General features: G+C 45.0%; 13 protein-coding genes. 11 read left to right on the top strand and 2 right to left on the bottom strand.

What is annotated here, in order from left to right; translation table 11 throughout:
• Positions 1-95: 95 nt before the first annotated feature.
• A complete protein-coding gene (gene metE, locus BMW94_RS19160) occupies positions 96-2,387 on the bottom strand; it encodes a 5-methyltetrahydropteroyltriglutamate--homocysteine S-methyltransferase (RefSeq protein WP_091000560.1) in 2,292 nt (763 codons plus the stop codon).
• A 414-nt stretch (positions 2,388-2,801) separates the two neighbouring features.
• Between metE and BMW94_RS19155 the strand changes: the two genes are divergently transcribed.
• The 7 genes from BMW94_RS19155 (at position 2,802) to BMW94_RS19125 (ending at position 13,446) form a co-directional block, all read left to right on the top strand.
• On the top strand, positions 2,802-3,680 hold the full coding sequence (locus tag BMW94_RS19155) for a helix-turn-helix transcriptional regulator (protein ID WP_091000559.1): 879 nt from the start codon (positions 2,802-2,804) through the stop codon (positions 3,678-3,680).
• Between the two features lie 85 nt (positions 3,681-3,765).
• Positions 3,766-5,040, top strand: a complete 1,275-nt coding sequence (locus tag BMW94_RS19150; RefSeq protein WP_254790294.1) for an ABC transporter substrate-binding protein — start codon at positions 3,766-3,768, stop codon at positions 5,038-5,040.
• A gap of 52 nt (positions 5,041-5,092) precedes the next feature.
• Positions 5,093-5,983, top strand: coding sequence for a carbohydrate ABC transporter permease (locus tag BMW94_RS19145; RefSeq protein ID WP_091000558.1), 891 nt, complete (start codon positions 5,093-5,095; stop codon positions 5,981-5,983).
• A 15-nt stretch (positions 5,984-5,998) separates the two neighbouring features.
• Positions 5,999-6,880 carry a carbohydrate ABC transporter permease gene (locus BMW94_RS19140; protein ID WP_091000557.1) on the top strand — a complete coding sequence of 294 codons (882 nt, stop codon included), beginning with the start codon at positions 5,999-6,001 and terminating at the stop codon, positions 6,878-6,880.
• A 327-nt stretch (positions 6,881-7,207) separates the two neighbouring features.
• Entirely contained in the window at positions 7,208-11,272 is a 4,065-nt protein-coding gene (locus BMW94_RS19135) for an S-layer homology domain-containing protein (RefSeq protein WP_091000556.1), read from the top strand.
• 161 nt (positions 11,273-11,433) lie between these two features.
• Positions 11,434-12,483 carry an AraC family transcriptional regulator gene (locus BMW94_RS19130; RefSeq protein ID WP_091000555.1) on the top strand — a complete coding sequence of 350 codons (1,050 nt, stop codon included), beginning with the start codon at positions 11,434-11,436 and terminating at the stop codon, positions 12,481-12,483.
• A 168-nt stretch (positions 12,484-12,651) separates the two neighbouring features.
• A complete protein-coding gene (locus BMW94_RS19125) occupies positions 12,652-13,446 on the top strand; it encodes an SDR family NAD(P)-dependent oxidoreductase (RefSeq protein WP_091000554.1) in 795 nt (264 codons plus the stop codon).
• Positions 13,447-13,573: 127 nt separating this feature from the next.
• On the opposite strand, the gene BMW94_RS19120 is transcribed toward BMW94_RS19125, so the two are convergent.
• Positions 13,574-14,236, bottom strand: coding sequence for a helix-turn-helix transcriptional regulator (locus BMW94_RS19120; protein ID WP_091000553.1), 663 nt, complete (start codon positions 14,234-14,236; stop codon positions 13,574-13,576).
• Between the two features lie 165 nt (positions 14,237-14,401).
• Here BMW94_RS19120 and BMW94_RS19115 point away from each other — a divergent pair, with 165 nt between their 5' ends.
• From BMW94_RS19115 to BMW94_RS19100, 4 genes are read left to right on the top strand one after another with little or no spacing between them, the layout of a single operon-like run.
• Positions 14,402-15,805: an MFS transporter gene (locus BMW94_RS19115; protein ID WP_091000552.1), complete on the top strand. Its 1,404-nt coding sequence runs from the start codon at positions 14,402-14,404 to the stop codon at positions 15,803-15,805.
• Between the two features lie 33 nt (positions 15,806-15,838).
• On the top strand, positions 15,839-16,144 hold the full coding sequence (locus tag BMW94_RS19110) for a winged helix-turn-helix transcriptional regulator (protein WP_091000551.1): 306 nt from the start codon (positions 15,839-15,841) through the stop codon (positions 16,142-16,144).
• 50 nt (positions 16,145-16,194) lie between these two features.
• Entirely contained in the window at positions 16,195-16,533 is a 339-nt protein-coding gene (locus tag BMW94_RS19105) for a hypothetical protein (protein WP_091000550.1), read from the top strand.
• A gap of 46 nt (positions 16,534-16,579) precedes the next feature.
• Complete coding sequence (locus BMW94_RS19100) at positions 16,580-16,936, top strand: HesB/IscA family protein (protein WP_091000549.1); 357 nt, start codon at positions 16,580-16,582, stop codon at positions 16,934-16,936.
• The last annotated feature ends 77 nt before the right edge of the window (positions 16,937-17,013 follow it).

Here is a 17,013-nt window from a genome sequence, read left to right as displayed (position 1 = left end):
AGACAGCGAAAAGATGATATTAAAAGGCGGACATTCCATTGCATAGGAATGTCCGCCTTTTATAAACGAATGCTTGAATTCGTTATCTATTATACTTAAACCGTTGTTGCAACGTGCTTTTCACGAGCAATCTTGGTTGCATCAACCATGTTGCGCAAGGAAGCAACGGTCTCTTCGATTCCACGAGTTTTGAGACCGCAATCCGGATTAATCCAGAACAGTTTAGGGTCCAATACACGCAAGGCGCGTTCGATCATGCTTGTCATTTCATCTACACTTGGAACACGTGGGCTATGAATATCGTATACGCCAAGCCCAATGCCCAGTTTATACGTGTTCAACTCAAAGCTGTGAATCAGTTCACCGTGACTGCGGGATGTCTCGATCGAAATAACATCGGCATCCATCGCTTCGATGGAATCGATCATGTCATGGAATTCGCAATAGCACATATGTGTGTGAATTTGAGTTGTGTCTTGAACCGTGCAAGTGGAGATACGGAAAGCTTTGACCGCCCAAGCCAGATAATCAGCTTGCTCGTTTTCCTTCAATGGCAGTCCTTCGCGAACCGCAGGCTCGTCGACCTGGATCATGCCAATACCTGCCTGCTCCAGTGCTTCGACTTCTTGTCTCAGTGCATACGCCAATTGATATGCGATGTGCTCGCGCGGAATGTCTTCCCGTACAAATGACCAGTTCATGATGGTGATCGGTCCCGTGAGCATGCCTTTTACAGGACGTTGTGTCTGGGACTGTGCGTATTTGGTTTCTTCAACGGTCATTTCTCCAGTAAATGCAACGTCTCCGAAAATAATGGGTGGTTTTACGCAACGGGAACCGTAGGATTGAACCCATCCGAATTGTGTAAAGGCAAACCCTGCAAGTTTTTCGCCAAAGAACTCTACCATGTCGGTACGCTCAAACTCACCATGTACGAGAACATCGATCTCGATCTCTTCCTGAATTTTGATCCAGATATCAATTTGATCCCGGATGAAGGCAGCATACTGCTCATTGTTCAACTCACCCTTACGCCACAATTGACGTGCTTTACGCACTTCTGCGGATTGTGGGAAGCTGCCGATAGTCGTTGTCGGGAAAAGTGGCAATTTCCATTTGGCTTGCTGCGAGATATGACGCTCGGCAAACGGACGGGAACGTTCCGGCTGTTGAACGCTGAGTGTTGCCACGGCTTCTTGAACAGCAACACGATTGCGCTCTTCGGATTGCTGGAGAGCCTGGATCGCACGATCGGAATTTTCGATTTCAGCGATGATTTCAGCGTTTCTTGAAGACAATGCTTTTGTCAACAGAACGATCTCGTCCAATTTTTCATCTGCAAATGCCAGAGCATTTTTCAGTTCGGACGTGAGTTTAGTTTCACGCTCTGTCGTTACCGGAACATGAAGCAAGCTGCATGAGGATTGCACGAATAAACGTTCAGGTGTTACGAGTTCAGCCAGTTCATCCAACAGCCTCAGCTTTCCTGGCAAAGAGGCTTTCCAGATCCCGCGGCCGTCAATAACCCCAGCACCCAAAACTTTATCCGCTGGGAAACCGGACGCTTGAATGGACTGGATGTTACCCGTAGCTCCATGTACAAAATCAAGTCCGATACCTTGAACCGGTAGGGCAACAATGCTGCTATAGTTCTCTGCGGATTCAAAGTAGGTTTGCAGCATAATGTTCAGACCTGGTACAGCAGATGCAAACGTCTCATAAATTTTACTCAGCAGCTCTAGGTCAGCATCACTTGTTTTGGTAACGAGGATTGGCTCGTCAATCTGTACCCACTGAACTCCTTCATTCGCAAGCTCTTGAAGCACTTGTACATAGAGCGGAAGCAAGCGGTCCAGCCAAGCGTTCGTTTCGGATTTATCATATCCTTTGGACAGCTTCAGGAAGGTCAACGGTCCGACAAGAACCGGTTTTCCTTCAATACCGAGCTTCTCTTTAGCTTCGCGATAAGCAATAAGTGGTTTATTTTCCGTAAGGGCAGGGGAAGCACCGTCCAGTTCAGGCACGATATAGTGATAGTTCGTGTTAAACCATTTTGTCATTTCACTTGCTGCTGCATCTTTCGTTCCCCGAGCAATTCCGTAATAGACGGACAAAGGTACAGCGCCACCGTCATATGCAAACCGTTTTGGAATAATTCCGAACATAACGGCAGTATCCAGAATGTGATCATAGTAACTGAAATCATTGACAGCAATAAGATCGATGTCTTTTTCCTGCTGCTTGCGCAGGTGATCTAACCGAATCTCCTGCAATTTTGCTTGAAACTCTGTTTCTTCGAGCTTACCTGACCAGAATGCCTCCAAGGCTTTCTTCCATTCCCGATCCGCACCAATTCGTGGATATCCCAATACACTGCTTTTTGCCATGACGTAAAACTCCTCTACAATATGTTACCAAAAAGTTATCACATATTCGGAGTTATAATGTAATTCCATTAAGTTATATCTAGCTATAGCCTATGGCTATACCCCGAAGGGTTGAGAGCACCGCTGTCGATTCTGTAGGACATCCGTATGAAGCCAGCAGTGTAACCTACCCCGATGGACATATCGTTAAATCCGGGAGTACTGGGACAAGGATCTTCATAAACCATTTATGATCATAGGCAGCCAAACGATTGTAAATAGATAAATCAGTACATTGGCTCCTTAACACATGTTGGGGAGCTTTTTTCGTTTTTCAATCGTTTTTTATCTTGATTAGAAGGGACAGCTATACTTGATGCATAATAATGATAACTAGATCATTGTTGAACTGGAAAATGTGGAAAGGGTGATTCGATGGGTGTTCCTACTTTTCTTGAAACAGGTCATATGACAGAAGGTTTTCCAATCCGGGTGATTCATACCGAGGAACAGTTTAATTTTGCCGCACACTGGCATGAAGAGGTTGAAATGGTTGTAGTCAATGGGAAAAGCGCGAGAATTGGCGTCAATAACCATATATTTGACCTTGAACACGGAGACGTGCTGCTTATTAAACCCGGAGACATTCACTGTTTCTTGCCAGGTACAGATCATTTAACCATTATCCTGTTTCGACTGGAATTATTAACGGGAAGCTTCACAACCGAAAGAGAAACCCATGACCTGGGGGAGCTTTTCAATAAAACAACGGTCATCCCGTGCGGCCTTTGTCATGAGAAAAATCTCGGGAAATATATAGATGCCTTAGCAAATGAAGAGAAGGATCGACAGGCGGGATATCGCTGGTTAATGGTGGCCAGATTATATGATCTCATCGTTCATATGCTGCGCACAAAGGCACCGATTACAGATGAATTAACTTCAGGATGGCTCTGTACATCTTCCAAAAAATTCGAATTTCTCGAATCGGTCTGTGAATACCTGGAGGAGCACTACGCTGAACCCGTCAAACTGGATCAAGTCGCAGAGCACATTAAATTCAGCAAGTTTCACGTATGTAAATTGTTTAAAGAGATCAAAGGAATCACACTGATGGAATACCTGAATCATTTTCGAATCATCAAATCGGAGTGGGCGTTATTGTTCCGCGAAGAATCCATTCTGGATATTGCCATTGGTCATGGATTCAACAATGTGAACTCATACAACCGTCTGTTCAAAAAATATAATGACTGCACTCCGTCTGAATTTCGCAAGAAGCATCGTACAAATATCACAACATATGAAGGATGATTCACAATATTTGGGGAGAAAGCCTTCTCCAAAATCCATATACTCTAATAAAATGTAAGCGTTTCCTTTTTGAAGGAGGGGGCCCATGAAGAAGTTTAAGCTTCAATATATCTCCATGATTGCACTCGTAAGCGCAGTGATAATGATGTCCGACTGCCAACCAAATGGAGCCAACCAGCCCAAGCAGGAGGAAATCACCGTCTGGAGTTTTACGGATGAAGCAGGTTATGCCATTGAGAAATTCGAGGAGAAATATCCGGACATTAAGGTGAATTTTGTCAATATTCCGGGCAATTTCTACATCACCAAGCTTAAGTCTGCACTACAGACAACGTCTAAGGCTCCGGATGTGTTTATGATCGAGAATGCAAATATAAGAGAGCTGATTGATGTGCCTTATCTGGAGAATTTATCGGTAGCACCGTATAACGCCAATGATCTTATTCCAGAGCAGTATGCTTTTGTGCAGGCCAATGAGAAGGATAGCGAAGGAAATATTAGAGCGATCGGTTATCAGGGAACGCCTGGAGGTATTTATTATCGGAGAGATTTGGCCAAAGAATATTTGGGTACGGACGATCCGGAGAAGGTGGCGCCGCAAATCGATACATGGGCGAAGATATTCGAGATTGGAGAGAGAGTTGAGCAGGAGAGTGGGAATAAAGTTCATGCCCTGGCCAACTGGAATGCGATATCCAATTCATATGATGGTATCCCTTGGGTTAAGGATGGGAAGTTAGTCATCGATCCCACTTATATGAAGGTGCTTGACCTTGTTCGTGAAGCCCGTCAGCGGCATGTGCTTGCAGAGTTGGATGATGGTAGTGCCGGATATGCGGCTTCGATGCAAAAAGGCCAAGTGATGTTCTATCCGGGAGCAACCTGGGCGCTGCAATACACCTTTAAGGCGAACGCTCCGGATACCGAAGGATTGTGGGGTCTCGCGCCGGGGCCATCCGCTTTTAGTGCCGGTGGAACTTATATTGCGATGTACAGCAAAAGTGACAAAAAGGATTTGGCCTGGAAGTTTATTGAGTTTTATAACTTTAATCATGATTTTCTGTCTGAACTTGCGAAGGAACAGGACTATTTCACAAGCAATATGGTCGTGAATGATCAGCTTGCGGGATCTGTATCTTCAGCGTATTTGGGAGGGCAGAAGCATTTTGAGTTTTTCTCGGAAGCAGCCAAGCAGGTTCCTGTATATGAGCGAACCAAATATGATTCAACCATTAACAATGACATCTTCAAAAATGTTCTCCAGTTGTATCTCAATAATGACATTCAAACCAAAGAAGAAGCCGTAAAACGAATCAAGCGTGATGTCAAACTGAGATTTCCGGAGCTGGAAGTGGATTAGCTTAGAAGTAAGCAAATGCCTTTTAATCATCCGATGACTGGGGGTACAAATCATGTTTGCCAAGTCAATCCGCAAAGATCATTACGGATACTATTTCATTGCTCCGTTTTTCATTCTTTTCGCCATTTTTGGGCTATACCCCATTCTGTATTCTCTCTATATCAGCTTCACCAACTTTGATGGGATTACTACGCCAGACTTCGTCGGAATGGGTAACTATATTACTGTTCTGCAAGATCCTTTGTTCTACAAGACATTATTTAATACTCTTTTTATCTGGGGTGTCTCTGTAGTCCCACAGCTTACTGTTTCGCTTGTACTCGCCTTTATCCTCAACGACAAGTTACTTAAGGGAAGAGACTTTTTCAGAGCGGTTTATTTCTTTCCCAACATCGTTACCGCTGCATCATTGGGTCTGCTTGTGAGTCTGATCTTTGATTGGCAATCCGGCGGTTTAAATCATTTTCTGGTTCAAGTTGGACTTATCGATGATCCAATTAACTGGAAAAATGATCCCTGGTTTATGCGACTGATTGTTTCATCCATTCTGTTCTTTCAATACTTTGGTTACTCCATGGTCATCTATCTGGCAGGCCTTCAGGGTATTGATCCGTCACTGCAGGAAGCCGCTCAAATGGATGGGGCGAAAAAGAAACATATTTTCATTCATATCATCGTTCCAATGCTGCGCCCAATCATTCTATTTCAGATGATCACGTCCATTATTGGGGGTATTCAGATTTTCGATCAGCCGTTTACATTGACGAATGGGACGGGTGGTCCGGATCGTGCAGCCATGACGAGTATTATGTATCTGTATAATGTGGCATTCCAAAGTACACGTTTTGGTTATGGGGCGGCCATTGCATTCTGTCTGTTCATCATCATTATCCTGCTATCGGTCGTATCCTTCATGATGACGAAGCGCAAGAGCCGTGCATAGGGAGGGGGAAATGAAATGCCAACCGTCAAACCAGTCGAACAACAAAAAGTTATGCTACAGCAGTACGATACTGTGAGGCGTCTGACACTGGGCAAAGTCATTATTTATCTGTGTTTGATTAGCCTTGCCGTGCTCTGTATCATTCCATTTTATCTCATGCTCATCTATTCCACACATAATAATGCGACGATTGCATCGACATTTACGTTTCTGCCAGGCCCCTTCTTGCTGGATAATTATACGAACATGGCTTCCAAAATCAATATCTGGCGCGGGTTTGCCAACAGCTTTTTCATTGCCGGAACGTCTACGGTGCTATCCTTGTATATCGGTTCACTAACGGCTTATGGCTTCGCCAAGTTCAAGTTCAAAGGTCGCAACGGGCTATTCCTGTTCTTGCTTGCCACCATGATGGTGCCTGGGCAGCTCGCGCTGATCGGGATGTATCGTCTGTTCAGTACGTTAGGTTTGCTGGACAGCTATGCAGCGATCATTTTGCCGGCAGCGGCGAATGCATTTAATGTGTTTTTTATCAAACAATTTATGGAGAGCAGCATTCCAGACGAAATTATTGAATCGGCACGTGTGGATAGTGCAGGGGAGTTCCGCACATTCAATCAGATTGTGTTGCCCATTCTGGGCCCGGCTATTTCGGCGCTTGGCATATTCACCTTTATCGGTTCGTGGAATAATTTTCTCACGCCGCTGGTCCTGTTTTTCTCCCTGGATAAATATCCGCTTCCGGTACTCGTTGCGCTGGTGCAAGGATATTATGGAATGGATTACGGACTGTTGTATTTGGGTGTTGCGATCTCGATCCTGCCTATTATCATTGTCTTTGCGATATTCTCCAGACAGATTATAGGCAGCGTTGCATTGGGTGCAGTTAAAGGATAGCACGTGTACGGAAAATAGTCGCCTTATTGGCGGCTTTTTTTGCATTGAATCCGAAAGACTGAGCTTTACTATGCTGGCAATAATTATAGTTAAACCGGGTTATTCATCAACCCTTAAAAAATAGTCTCTATATTTTCGTCCAAATAGGAGTGGGAACCATATTAATTATTATGTTAACTAAAAACCTTATCCATATTATAAGTCAAATAAATGTAAGAGTTTACATAAGTTTTACGTCCCGCTAACCGGATGCTGATCTTCCCTTGTTATGCTAGGCCTGTTTGGATTTACATAAGCCAACCAATCATACATACAAAGGAGAGAATTATGATCAGTCACCTTTACAAAAAAGTGTTATCCATCCTGTTATCGATTGCTTTGGTATTCGGATGGCTTGCGGGATTTGGGGGAGTTAATTCAGCCCAAGCCGCATCATTGTCTGAGCCTGAGATACTGTTAGAGCGTAATGCCAATTGGCATTATTTCGATCAGGGTCAGGATCTACAAGCGGAATGGCGTGCTTCATACGATGATTCATCTTGGAATTCGGGACCGGCTCCATTTGGTTACAAAGACAACGGGAGTGGCATAAGCACGTCCTATTTTGGATCACTCAAAACGGAAGTCAGCTACGGTCTGGACAAAAAAAATAAACCCCGCACAACCTATTTCCGGACCAACCTAAACGTTAACAAGGAACAAATTGACGGTTACGGACAAATTCTCGGCACATTTGGTATTGACGATGGTGCAGTGATTTATGTGAATGGGGTGGAAGTTCGTCGCTTTGGCATGCCTGACGGCGAGATTGAGTACTCTACCAAAGCAACTTCTGGTAAGGATTTGCCGGTAATGTATGAGGATATTGACCTCACTGAGCCGATGAAAGCCAATTTGCGTGATGGCTCAAACGAAATTGCGGTCGAAGTACATCAACAGAGCGACAGCAGCTCGGACCTGTATTTTGACATGGAGCTTAAAGCCTTGGCTAATGCACCATCGCTGGATATCAGCAAAGTAACGGTTACTTTCTATGGGGATGCAACAAGTAGCAAAGGCTTCACTTGGTATACGCCTCTTGCATCTGCACAGAGCACTGTTCAAGTGGTGCCGAACCAAGTAGGCGTTGCCGACTTCAGTCAGGCACAAAGCTTCAGTGGACGTGCAACCGTAGCTTCCAACTCCCCTGGAGAAATGGTGCATAAGGCGGAAGCGACGGGGCTTTTGCCAGATACATCCTATTCTTTCCGTGTTGGCGATCAGGATCTGGGCATATGGAGTGAGGTTGGAACGTTCAGAACGGCTCCGATTGACAGAGCATTTACCTTTATTGACCTGACGGATACACAAGCGAAGGAAGAGGATGAGGCGATTCTGTCCGGATCTACTCTGTCCAAAGCACTCGCAACGGTTCCGAATGCTGAATTTGTCGTCCATAACGGAGACGTTGTGGAGAATGGCACTTCAGAGCAAGAATGGAATTGGCTGCTTGGTCATTCGCAAGCCAGTCTTATGAACACGACCATTGCACCGTCTGCTGGCAATCATGAGAATAAAAATTATGCGTTCTACGAGCATTTTAATGTGAAGCAGCCAGACGGTGCTGCAACGGTAACAGGCGCATATTATTCGTATAATTATAGCAAAGCTCATTTTATCGTATTGAACTCCAACGAGGATTCATCGGATTACGCCAACTTCTCGAATGAGCAAGTCGCATGGATGAAGCAGGATGTAGCTGAAGCAAAAGCCGCAGGAGCCAAGTGGATTATCGTGAACATCCATAAAGGTCCGTACACGACATCGAATCACGCCACGGATAGCGACATTATTGGTGCGAACGGTGAACGAAAAAAAATCGCCCCACTCATGAACGAACTGGGGATTGATCTAGTCCTTCAGGGACATGACCATATCTATGCACGGACGAAGCCAATCAAGAGCGATGGTACTGCTGAAGATGTGGCCAAAATAACAGAGACCTTTAATGGACAGAGTATCGATTACGCAGTTAAACCAGATGGAACCATTTATATGATTCCGGCTACAGCAGGAGCCAAAGTATACTTCAAAAACCAGAAAACTGAATTAGGAGATGCATATTTTAATTTGTTCGAGCGTGCGGAGGAAAACCACGCTCGGCAATATGGCGACACCACGAGCGCAGCCAGAGGGCAGGTTCAGAACTTCGTTTCATTGACTATTGACGGAGACAAGCTGTCCGCCATAACGTATGAGATTGACCAAAATAAGAATGCAGAACCATTTGTCGTGGATACTTTCGGGATTATCAAGGAATCGGATACCGTTCCTGTTCCAGAACAGGTAAACAAGGTAACGGTAACGTTCCATGGAGATCCTACCAAGAGCAAGGGGTTCACGTGGTACACTTCCGATCAAGTAACGAATAGCGACCTTCAAGTTGTGGAGAAAACAGCTACAACACCTGATTTCACGCAAGCCAAATCGGTTCAAGGGCGCTCTGCAAAACCTGCGAATGCTCCTAAAGAACTGATGCACAAAGCAGAAGTGACAGATCTGAAAGCTAATACAACCTATTATTTCCGTGTAGGGGATGCTTCCCAACAAGTATGGAGCGAGACAGGTACCTTCCGTACAGCACCGGAGAAAGGTAAATTCACTTTCATTGATCTGGCGGATACACAAGCGAAGGAAGAGGATGAGGCAATTCTGTCCTCTGAGACATTGGCCAAAGCATTGGCTACAGTACCGGATGCACAATTTGTCGTTCATAACGGGGATATCGTGGATAATGGTGTGAAAGAGGAGCAGTGGAACTGGCTGCTTGGGCATTCGCAGGAAAGCCTCTTAAATACAACCATCGTTCCATCCGCAGGGAACCACGAGGACGAAAATTATGCGTTTATCGATCATTTCAACATCCAGTCACCGGTAAATTCCGCTACGGAGACGGGAGCTTACTATTCTTATGATTACAGCAATGCGCATTTTGTTGTGTTGAACTCCAATGAGGATTCGGATGAGTATGACAACTTCTCATTAGAGCAAGTCGAGTGGCTGAAGAAAGATGTTCAGGCTGCCAAGAAGAGTGGATCCCAGTGGATAATCGTCAACATTCACAAGGGACCGTACACGACGTCAAATCACGCAACGGATTCCGACATCATGGGAGCAAACGGTGTACGTACCAAGATTGCACCGATTATGGCGGAGCTTGGCATTGATTTTGTACTCCAGGGACATGATCACATCTATGCCCGCACAAAACCGATTGATCAGAAGGGGAAAGCGCGTCAGCCAGAAATGATCACGGAGATGCAAAATGGACAGAAAATCGAGTACTCTGTGAATCCGGATGGCACGATCTATCTGATTCCGGCAACAGCTGGTCCAAAAGTGTATTACAAAAATCCGAGCACAAGTCTCGGTGATGCTTATTACAATCTTTTTGAACTGGCAGAGGAGAATCATGCAGCCAAATATGGCCCTGATCCGAATGACAACCGTCGTCCAATGCGCAGTCAGGTCCAGAATTTTGTGGGCATTACGATTGACGGCAGCAAATTGACAGCTATAACGTATGAAATTGACCAAAATCAAAATGGAGCAGCCCCGTTCATTGTTGATCAGTTCGGTATCGTGAAGAAGACAGAACCTTCGAATCCGGGACCAGGAACTTCCAATCCAGGAACATCGAATCCCGGATCGGGTTCAGGTTCAGGCAATGGGTCTGGCAGTGGTAATGGCTCCTCCTCAGGAACCGGTAGCGATACAACAACCGGTAACGGTTCGAACGGCGGTAACGGCAGCGGAACTGATTCCGGCAACCAGCCGGGTACTGGATCAGGTAATAACGGAAGCACAGGCACTGCGCCAGCGTTGAAAGATACAGACGGACACTGGGCAAAATCTGCAATTGATAAAGCTCTGGCGACTGGATTCGTGAATGGTTATGGCGATCAGACCTTCCGTCCGAATCAGAAAGTCACACGTGCCGAGTTCATTACGATGCTGGGCCGTGCCTTGAATTTGAATACCGTAAGCGAGAGTATTCGCTATACGGATGATAACAAGATTCCTTCATGGGCGAAGCCGTATATTACAGCAGCTGCATCCGCTGGCATTGTCAATGGTTATGAAAATGGCTCGTTCGGCCCTAGCAAGACGCTGAGCCGTGCGGAGATGGTAACTATGATTGCACGTGCTGGCGGAATTCAAACGAATTCCAATGCGAAACTGGATTTCAAAGATGCCAAGGATGTCCCGGCATGGGCAGTATCCTATGTAGCTTCTGCTGTGGAAGCAGGTCTGGTGGGCGGTGTAGGTGGCAATCGATTTGCTCCGATGCAGACAGCTACCCGTGCTGAGGCAGTTACACTTATTGTTGGACTTCTTGAACAATCGAAATAACGCTAAATCTGATTTCCTGGAAACCAATGCGGAGCGTTCCTGCATTGGTTTCTTGTTTTATTCTGGAAATCAGGAAATATTAGTGACATTGCAAAAGAATCAGAGTCCCTGTACAGTGGATGAATCATTAAGCAACAAAGATTTCAAGAAGGGGAGTATCTATGAAGTCTCACACCTCTGAGCGGATTAAATTCCCGGCGGGATTTTGGACAGGCTTGCATCAATTAGGGATTGCCGCCCACGATGTAGCTCGCAAAGCACAACTGCCGCTCACGATTATAACTGAACCAGCCGTCACGATTGCTCAATATTTCGCGATCTGGCAGGCATATTCTGATCTCGTCGGTGACACTGCCGAAGGAATCATCAAGCTTGCGACCGTCTTTGAAACGGGGAAATACCCGCCGAGTGTCTTAGCAACCTACCATGCGCGTGACTACCGTGATGCATTACACCGAATGGCTCGCTACAAAAAACTTTGTCCCCCTGAAAGCTTGCGTATTACTGAGGAGGGCGATGATTGTTCAATTGAACTGGAATGGTTAACTAACGAACACTCTGGTCCGTCATTGCTGGTTGGAGTCACACTTGCGTTTCTTCTCGAACTTGGGCGCCGGGGAACAGGTCAACCTTTGACTGCGCGGCTAGTCGAATTTTCGCATAACATGGGCGATGTTCGCATCCTTGAGATGTATTTCGGCTGTCCCATTCGGATGGGTGCAACCTGTAACCGGCTTATCTTACATCGTAAAGATTTGGACCGTCCGTTTCTTTCATACAACGAAGAGCTGCTGGAAATCCTTACTCCCGCCCTGGATCGATCGCTGGACGAACAGCAAGGCAGTCGTTCTATTACAGACATGGTCAAATGGATTATGAAACGCAGTCTTACAGGAGGTCGCCCCGACATTCAGGTCGTTGCCAAGGAATTAGGTATGAGCGATCGCACCTTGCAGCGCCGCCTTACAGAAGAGAATACAAGCTTCAAGCATCTATTGACGCAAGCCAGACATGAGCAGGCAAGAGCTTACTTGGCCGACCCTACACTGGACATTAAAGAAGTAGCTTTCTTGATTGGATATGAAGACCAGAACTCGTTCTACCGTGCCTTCCGCTCATGGGAAGGGGATACGCCAACGAATTGGCGTACGGAATATTTAGGAACGAATTCGCTATCCGAAGGACCGTCAGATTCATCAAGGCTTCATTAACTGAATGCTTTATACCATTTGGCGTGTTATGCAAGAACTTTGGCGCAACACGCTAGTTACTGGACAATGTAGACAAGGTAATATAAATCCTATCCGGAGCACAAGACTGTTTTTAACATGATAACAATTCAGCTTGCCGCTACAAGAGAATAAAAGGAGTAGTGTAATATGGATATGGGTTTATACGGTAAAACAGCTTTGGTTACAGGATCGACGAAGGGGATCGGGAAAGCCATTGCCATTGAACTTGCCAAAGAAGGGGTTAATGTGCTCATCAATGGACGAAATGATGCAGAGGTTGAGCGCGCGGTTCATGAAATAAAGTCCGAGTTTCCCGCTACCTCACCTCAAAAAGCTACAGCTGATCTGGTGGACATTGGTCAAAGAGAAGCCTTATTTGAAAAATACCCCCAAATTGATATCCTAGTGAACAATATGGGGATTTATGAAATGATGCAATATGAGGATATCAGCGATGAGGTTTGGGAGAAATACTTCCGTACGAATGTGCTCGCTGCAAATGCATTGTCCAAATTTTATATGCCAAAAATGTTGCAAAATGATTATGGCCGCATGATCTTTATTGCGAGTGAAGAAGCCATTATGCCTTCAGGACAAATGCCTCAGTATTGTATGACCAAATCCATGTTATTATCGTTGTCCAAAAGTTTATCGAAATTAACGGTAGGAACAGAAGTTACCGTCAATACAATCATGCCAGGACCAACCCTTTCTGAAAATGTGCAAGAAATCATAGAGAGCATCTACCCTGATGAATCGATGACTTTTTTAGAAAAAGAGAAGGATTTTATGCGCAAAAACCTGCCTCAATCCGAAATCCAACGATTTATCAAGCCTCTTGAGATAGGCAGATTGGCCACATTTGTATGCAGTCCGTATGCATCGGCATTCAAAGGTTCTCCAATCCGTATGGATGGGGGAATGGTGCCAACCATCTTTTAAAACTTGCTTTCACTACACAACTGAACGTAAAGAACCTTGAGCTAAATTCAAGGTTCTTTTTTTCGTTTTTATATATCGATAATAATCAGCATTTGGGAGTAAATGGGCTCAAACTGTTCGGAATGACTTACAATGAATGATGTTCTCTAACCGTATATATACAGTTTCTTCCTCCTGCCATAATATACTCTCCCCGTTCGATATGAACTTGATCTCCAAGAACCGTTTTGAATAAATGTAATTCATTCTTACATAACCCGGTACATACCGCCGCAGCTTCACAGATTGGACAATGCTTTTCTATAAATAAGAGGCTTCCATCGCCTTGATCCTTGACCTCGGCCATATAACCTTCATTTGTTCGGATTTCAGCCAGTTTCTCCAGCCTTTCCTTCACGCCGGATGTATCGCCAATGTACTGTAGATATTGCTCCTGCATGTTCTTATTCCGCACACTCAGCAGCTTGTCCAACCCTTCATTTCCGAAAGCTTCTTTCATGGAATTGATCAGACTGACGGATAACTCCGAATATCCACTAGGGAAAAAACGATCAGCAGCGGGGGTTAATCTCCATAGCTTGGTTGGTCGACCCATGGGGCGAGCCTCTTCTTCGAAAGTAACCAATCCTTCTTCTTTCAGTGCATTTAAGTGCTGCCTGATAGCCATTCCAGATAACGCAAATTGGGAGGAGAGTGCCACCACGTCCATTCCACCTTGATGCTTAAGCAGGTTAATGATTGCTTTTCGGGTACTGGTTGAGGCATCCTTTTTCGTTTGATCCCGGCTCATGGTGAACCTCCTTTTTAAGCAACTGAATCTTCATTATTTCATACATTTTAAACAAAAACATTGACAAAGTCAAAAGCGAACTGTAGTTTAAACTTTGTAAAGCAAAATGTTTACTAAGTATCCGGATACGATGTATACATAAAAATCTCTTGGAGGTCACATATCATGTCGTCCCGTTCTCAAAGTATTTTCAGTCCGCGTTATTTTGCATTATCCATAGGAATTATATTGTCAGTCATGGCCGTTGGATTTGAAGGTTTGTCGGTAACGACAATTGCTCCTTCTATTGCTGGAGACCTGAACGGTCTTAACCTGTTTGGCTGGATATTCAGTACATATCTGCTTGCACAGATTATCGGAACATTGGTTGTTGGTCGGATTATTGATAGAAGGGGACCCGCAGTACCCTTTACGCTCGCACTTCTTTTGTTTATTGTCGGGCTGGTCGCAGCCGCAACCGCAGGAGATATGTATACCATGATCGCGTCACGCGCCATGCAGGGTTTGGGAGCCGGAGCTATGATGACTTGCGTGTACACGGCCATTTCCTTAAGTTATCCTGATGAATTGCGTGCCAAAATACTGGGCGCATTCGGTACAGCCTACGTTCTTCCGTCCATGCTTGGTCCATATGTTGCAGGGCTTATTGCAGATCAGTGGTCATGGCGCTTTGTATTCTGGGGGATTCTACCGATTCTGTTGATTTCAGCACTCCTTAGCTTACCTGCCTTTACGAAATTAAAATCACAGCCTTCACAAGGGGAGCAAGGATCTGCCGCTACTTGGATGGCGCTGCTATTAACGATAGGTACGGGGACTTTATTAGTGGGACTTGGCAAGCTTCCGTCGCTTATTGGATTGGTTATCGTCCTTATCGGGGGAGTACTGATGGTATACCCACTGCGCAAATTGCTGCCGGAGGGAACCCTTGCTTTGCGAAGAGGTATGCCCGCTATACTCGCTACGCGTGGACTGTTCTTCGCTGCTTATACCAGTACACAAAATTTCTTGGTATTGGCTTTAATTGAGGTGAAAGGCATTACACCTTCTCAGGCTGGTTTAATTGTAGCAAGCGCTGCACTGAGCTGGTGTGTCATTGCTTATTTGCAAGGGCGTTGGGACTCGGCAGATCAGGGTCGTGGACGTCATACACGAATTATTATTGGTGTACTCCTGCTTGCCATCGGAATTACCATCGTATTTTGGGTTCCTGCGGTGACCGTTACCGTAGCGGTTATTGGCCAGATCATAGCTGGAATAGGCATTGGATTAGCGCATCCGATTAGCGGTGTTGTTGCGTTTGCCCAAACAGGAGAGGCAGGCGTTGGCAAAACCTCGGCAAATCTGCAATTTGCAGATTCATTTACACCGGGTGTAGTCATCGGGATCGGTGGTTCCATCCTGGTGGTGTGTCAAGCTGGCGGGATGTCATTGCAATCAGGATTAATCGTAACGATGGGCTTTCATCTGGTGTTAATCGTCTTGAGCTTGATTGCCAGTACTCGAATTGCACCAGTAACAGACCAAATAAGAACGGGACTGCAATCGTTAGGCTTGAAAAACAAATAAACGGGGGTAAGCCAAGGAAGGTGTGTTCATGCGATGTTGACTTCGGATACCGAGAAACTTTTCACAGCCTATCGTATTATCGGAACGAAATGGACGATCCATATCCTATGTACTCTTTCGCAAGGTCCTAAGAAATTCAGCGAAATTTACGAAAATGTGCCTTCCATCTCAGAAGCGATCCTCTCCAAACGATTAAAAGATCTTCAGAAAGATCAGTTGGTGAAGAGAAAAGCCCTAACACATCCCATACAGATCATGTATGAACTTACACCCAAAGGGGCCGCTCTAGCTGCTTTCATACCTTGCTTGATGGAATGGTTTACTACAAACACGAATTAACGCAAAGGAATATCCTGCGATTGCCATCATGTTATCCGGAGGTTTTCTGAATGAACCATGTGTTAATTCTATCCGATACGCATCACCTTGTTAAAAGTTTAAGTTTATTGATTCAAACCGAGCCGTCGTTACATGTACTGGACACTCCACGTGATGTGATCGGTAACATGGATCAACTTCCGGATAATTCTGTAATCATCGTAGATATGAATGTGGACAATATCAAGCTGCTTATAGAACAATTTCCCGAGAAATATCGAGTGATATTGTATAGCGGGTCTCTGGAACTTATGGATATTCCTATCCATCTGCAATCAACAGGTTGTCGTTATTTTAATGCATATACGAGTCCTGAAGAAATCATTAAGATTTTAATGGGCTGCGTTTGAAAAACAACCAGCTAGCCAAAAAAATACGCTCCAAGGAGGCATAACAATGATTCAGGTCAGTGAAGCAGCAGCAGAAAAAATCGTTGAAATCCTGGCAAGTGCGGATACCCAGATTTCTTTCCTTCGGGTCGGGGTGGATGAGGGGGGATGCAGTGGTCTATCCTATACCCTTATCGTAGATGAACAGCAAGCAGAAGGGGATATCTTATTAGATAAAGGTGTATTTCGTATATTGGTTCACACCAATACGGTTCCATATATTGAAGGACTTGAGATTGATTACGAAGAAAGTGGAATGTTAGGGGGATTCACCATGAATAACCCTAATGCAAAAGTTTCATGTGGATGCGGGGCCAGTTTCCGAATGGCGAATTACCGTGGTGAGGTCAAAAAATGTGATTAATTGTCAGGATGACGGAATATTTTCAACCAATATCTCATATTAAACATACAATGAAGGAGCTTTCTATTTGCCGATCG

The organism is Paenibacillus sp. OK003 (assembly GCF_900109515.1).
GTDB classification, from domain to species: domain Bacteria; phylum Bacillota; class Bacilli; order Paenibacillales; family Paenibacillaceae; genus Paenibacillus; species Paenibacillus marchantiae.
Note: the sequence above shows the minus strand (reverse complement) of the source record. Positions and strands in the feature narration are given on the sequence as shown.

Bases quoted from the DNA above. Each gene is read 5' to 3' on its own strand.
- metE (WP_091000560.1), bottom strand. From the start codon at position 2,387: ATGGCAAAAAGCAGTGTATTGGGATATCCACGAATTGGTGCGGATCGG.
- BMW94_RS19155 (WP_091000559.1), top strand. From the start codon at position 2,802: ATGGGTGTTCCTACTTTTCTTGAAACAGGTCATATGACAGAAGGTTTT.
- BMW94_RS19150 (WP_254790294.1), top strand. From the start codon at position 3,766: ATGAAGAAGTTTAAGCTTCAATATATCTCCATGATTGCACTCGTAAGC.
- BMW94_RS19145 (WP_091000558.1), top strand. From the start codon at position 5,093: ATGTTTGCCAAGTCAATCCGCAAAGATCATTACGGATACTATTTCATT.
- BMW94_RS19140 (WP_091000557.1), top strand. From the start codon at position 5,999: ATGCCAACCGTCAAACCAGTCGAACAACAAAAAGTTATGCTACAGCAG.
- BMW94_RS19135 (WP_091000556.1), top strand. From the start codon at position 7,208: ATGATCAGTCACCTTTACAAAAAAGTGTTATCCATCCTGTTATCGATT.
- BMW94_RS19130 (WP_091000555.1), top strand. From the start codon at position 11,434: ATGAAGTCTCACACCTCTGAGCGGATTAAATTCCCGGCGGGATTTTGG.
- BMW94_RS19125 (WP_091000554.1), top strand. From the start codon at position 12,652: ATGGATATGGGTTTATACGGTAAAACAGCTTTGGTTACAGGATCGACG.
- BMW94_RS19120 (WP_091000553.1), bottom strand. From the start codon at position 14,236: ATGAGCCGGGATCAAACGAAAAAGGATGCCTCAACCAGTACCCGAAAA.
- BMW94_RS19115 (WP_091000552.1), top strand. From the start codon at position 14,402: ATGTCGTCCCGTTCTCAAAGTATTTTCAGTCCGCGTTATTTTGCATTA.
- BMW94_RS19110 (WP_091000551.1), top strand. From the start codon at position 15,839: ATGTTGACTTCGGATACCGAGAAACTTTTCACAGCCTATCGTATTATC.
- BMW94_RS19105 (WP_091000550.1), top strand. From the start codon at position 16,195: ATGAACCATGTGTTAATTCTATCCGATACGCATCACCTTGTTAAAAGT.
- BMW94_RS19100 (WP_091000549.1), top strand. From the start codon at position 16,580: ATGATTCAGGTCAGTGAAGCAGCAGCAGAAAAAATCGTTGAAATCCTG.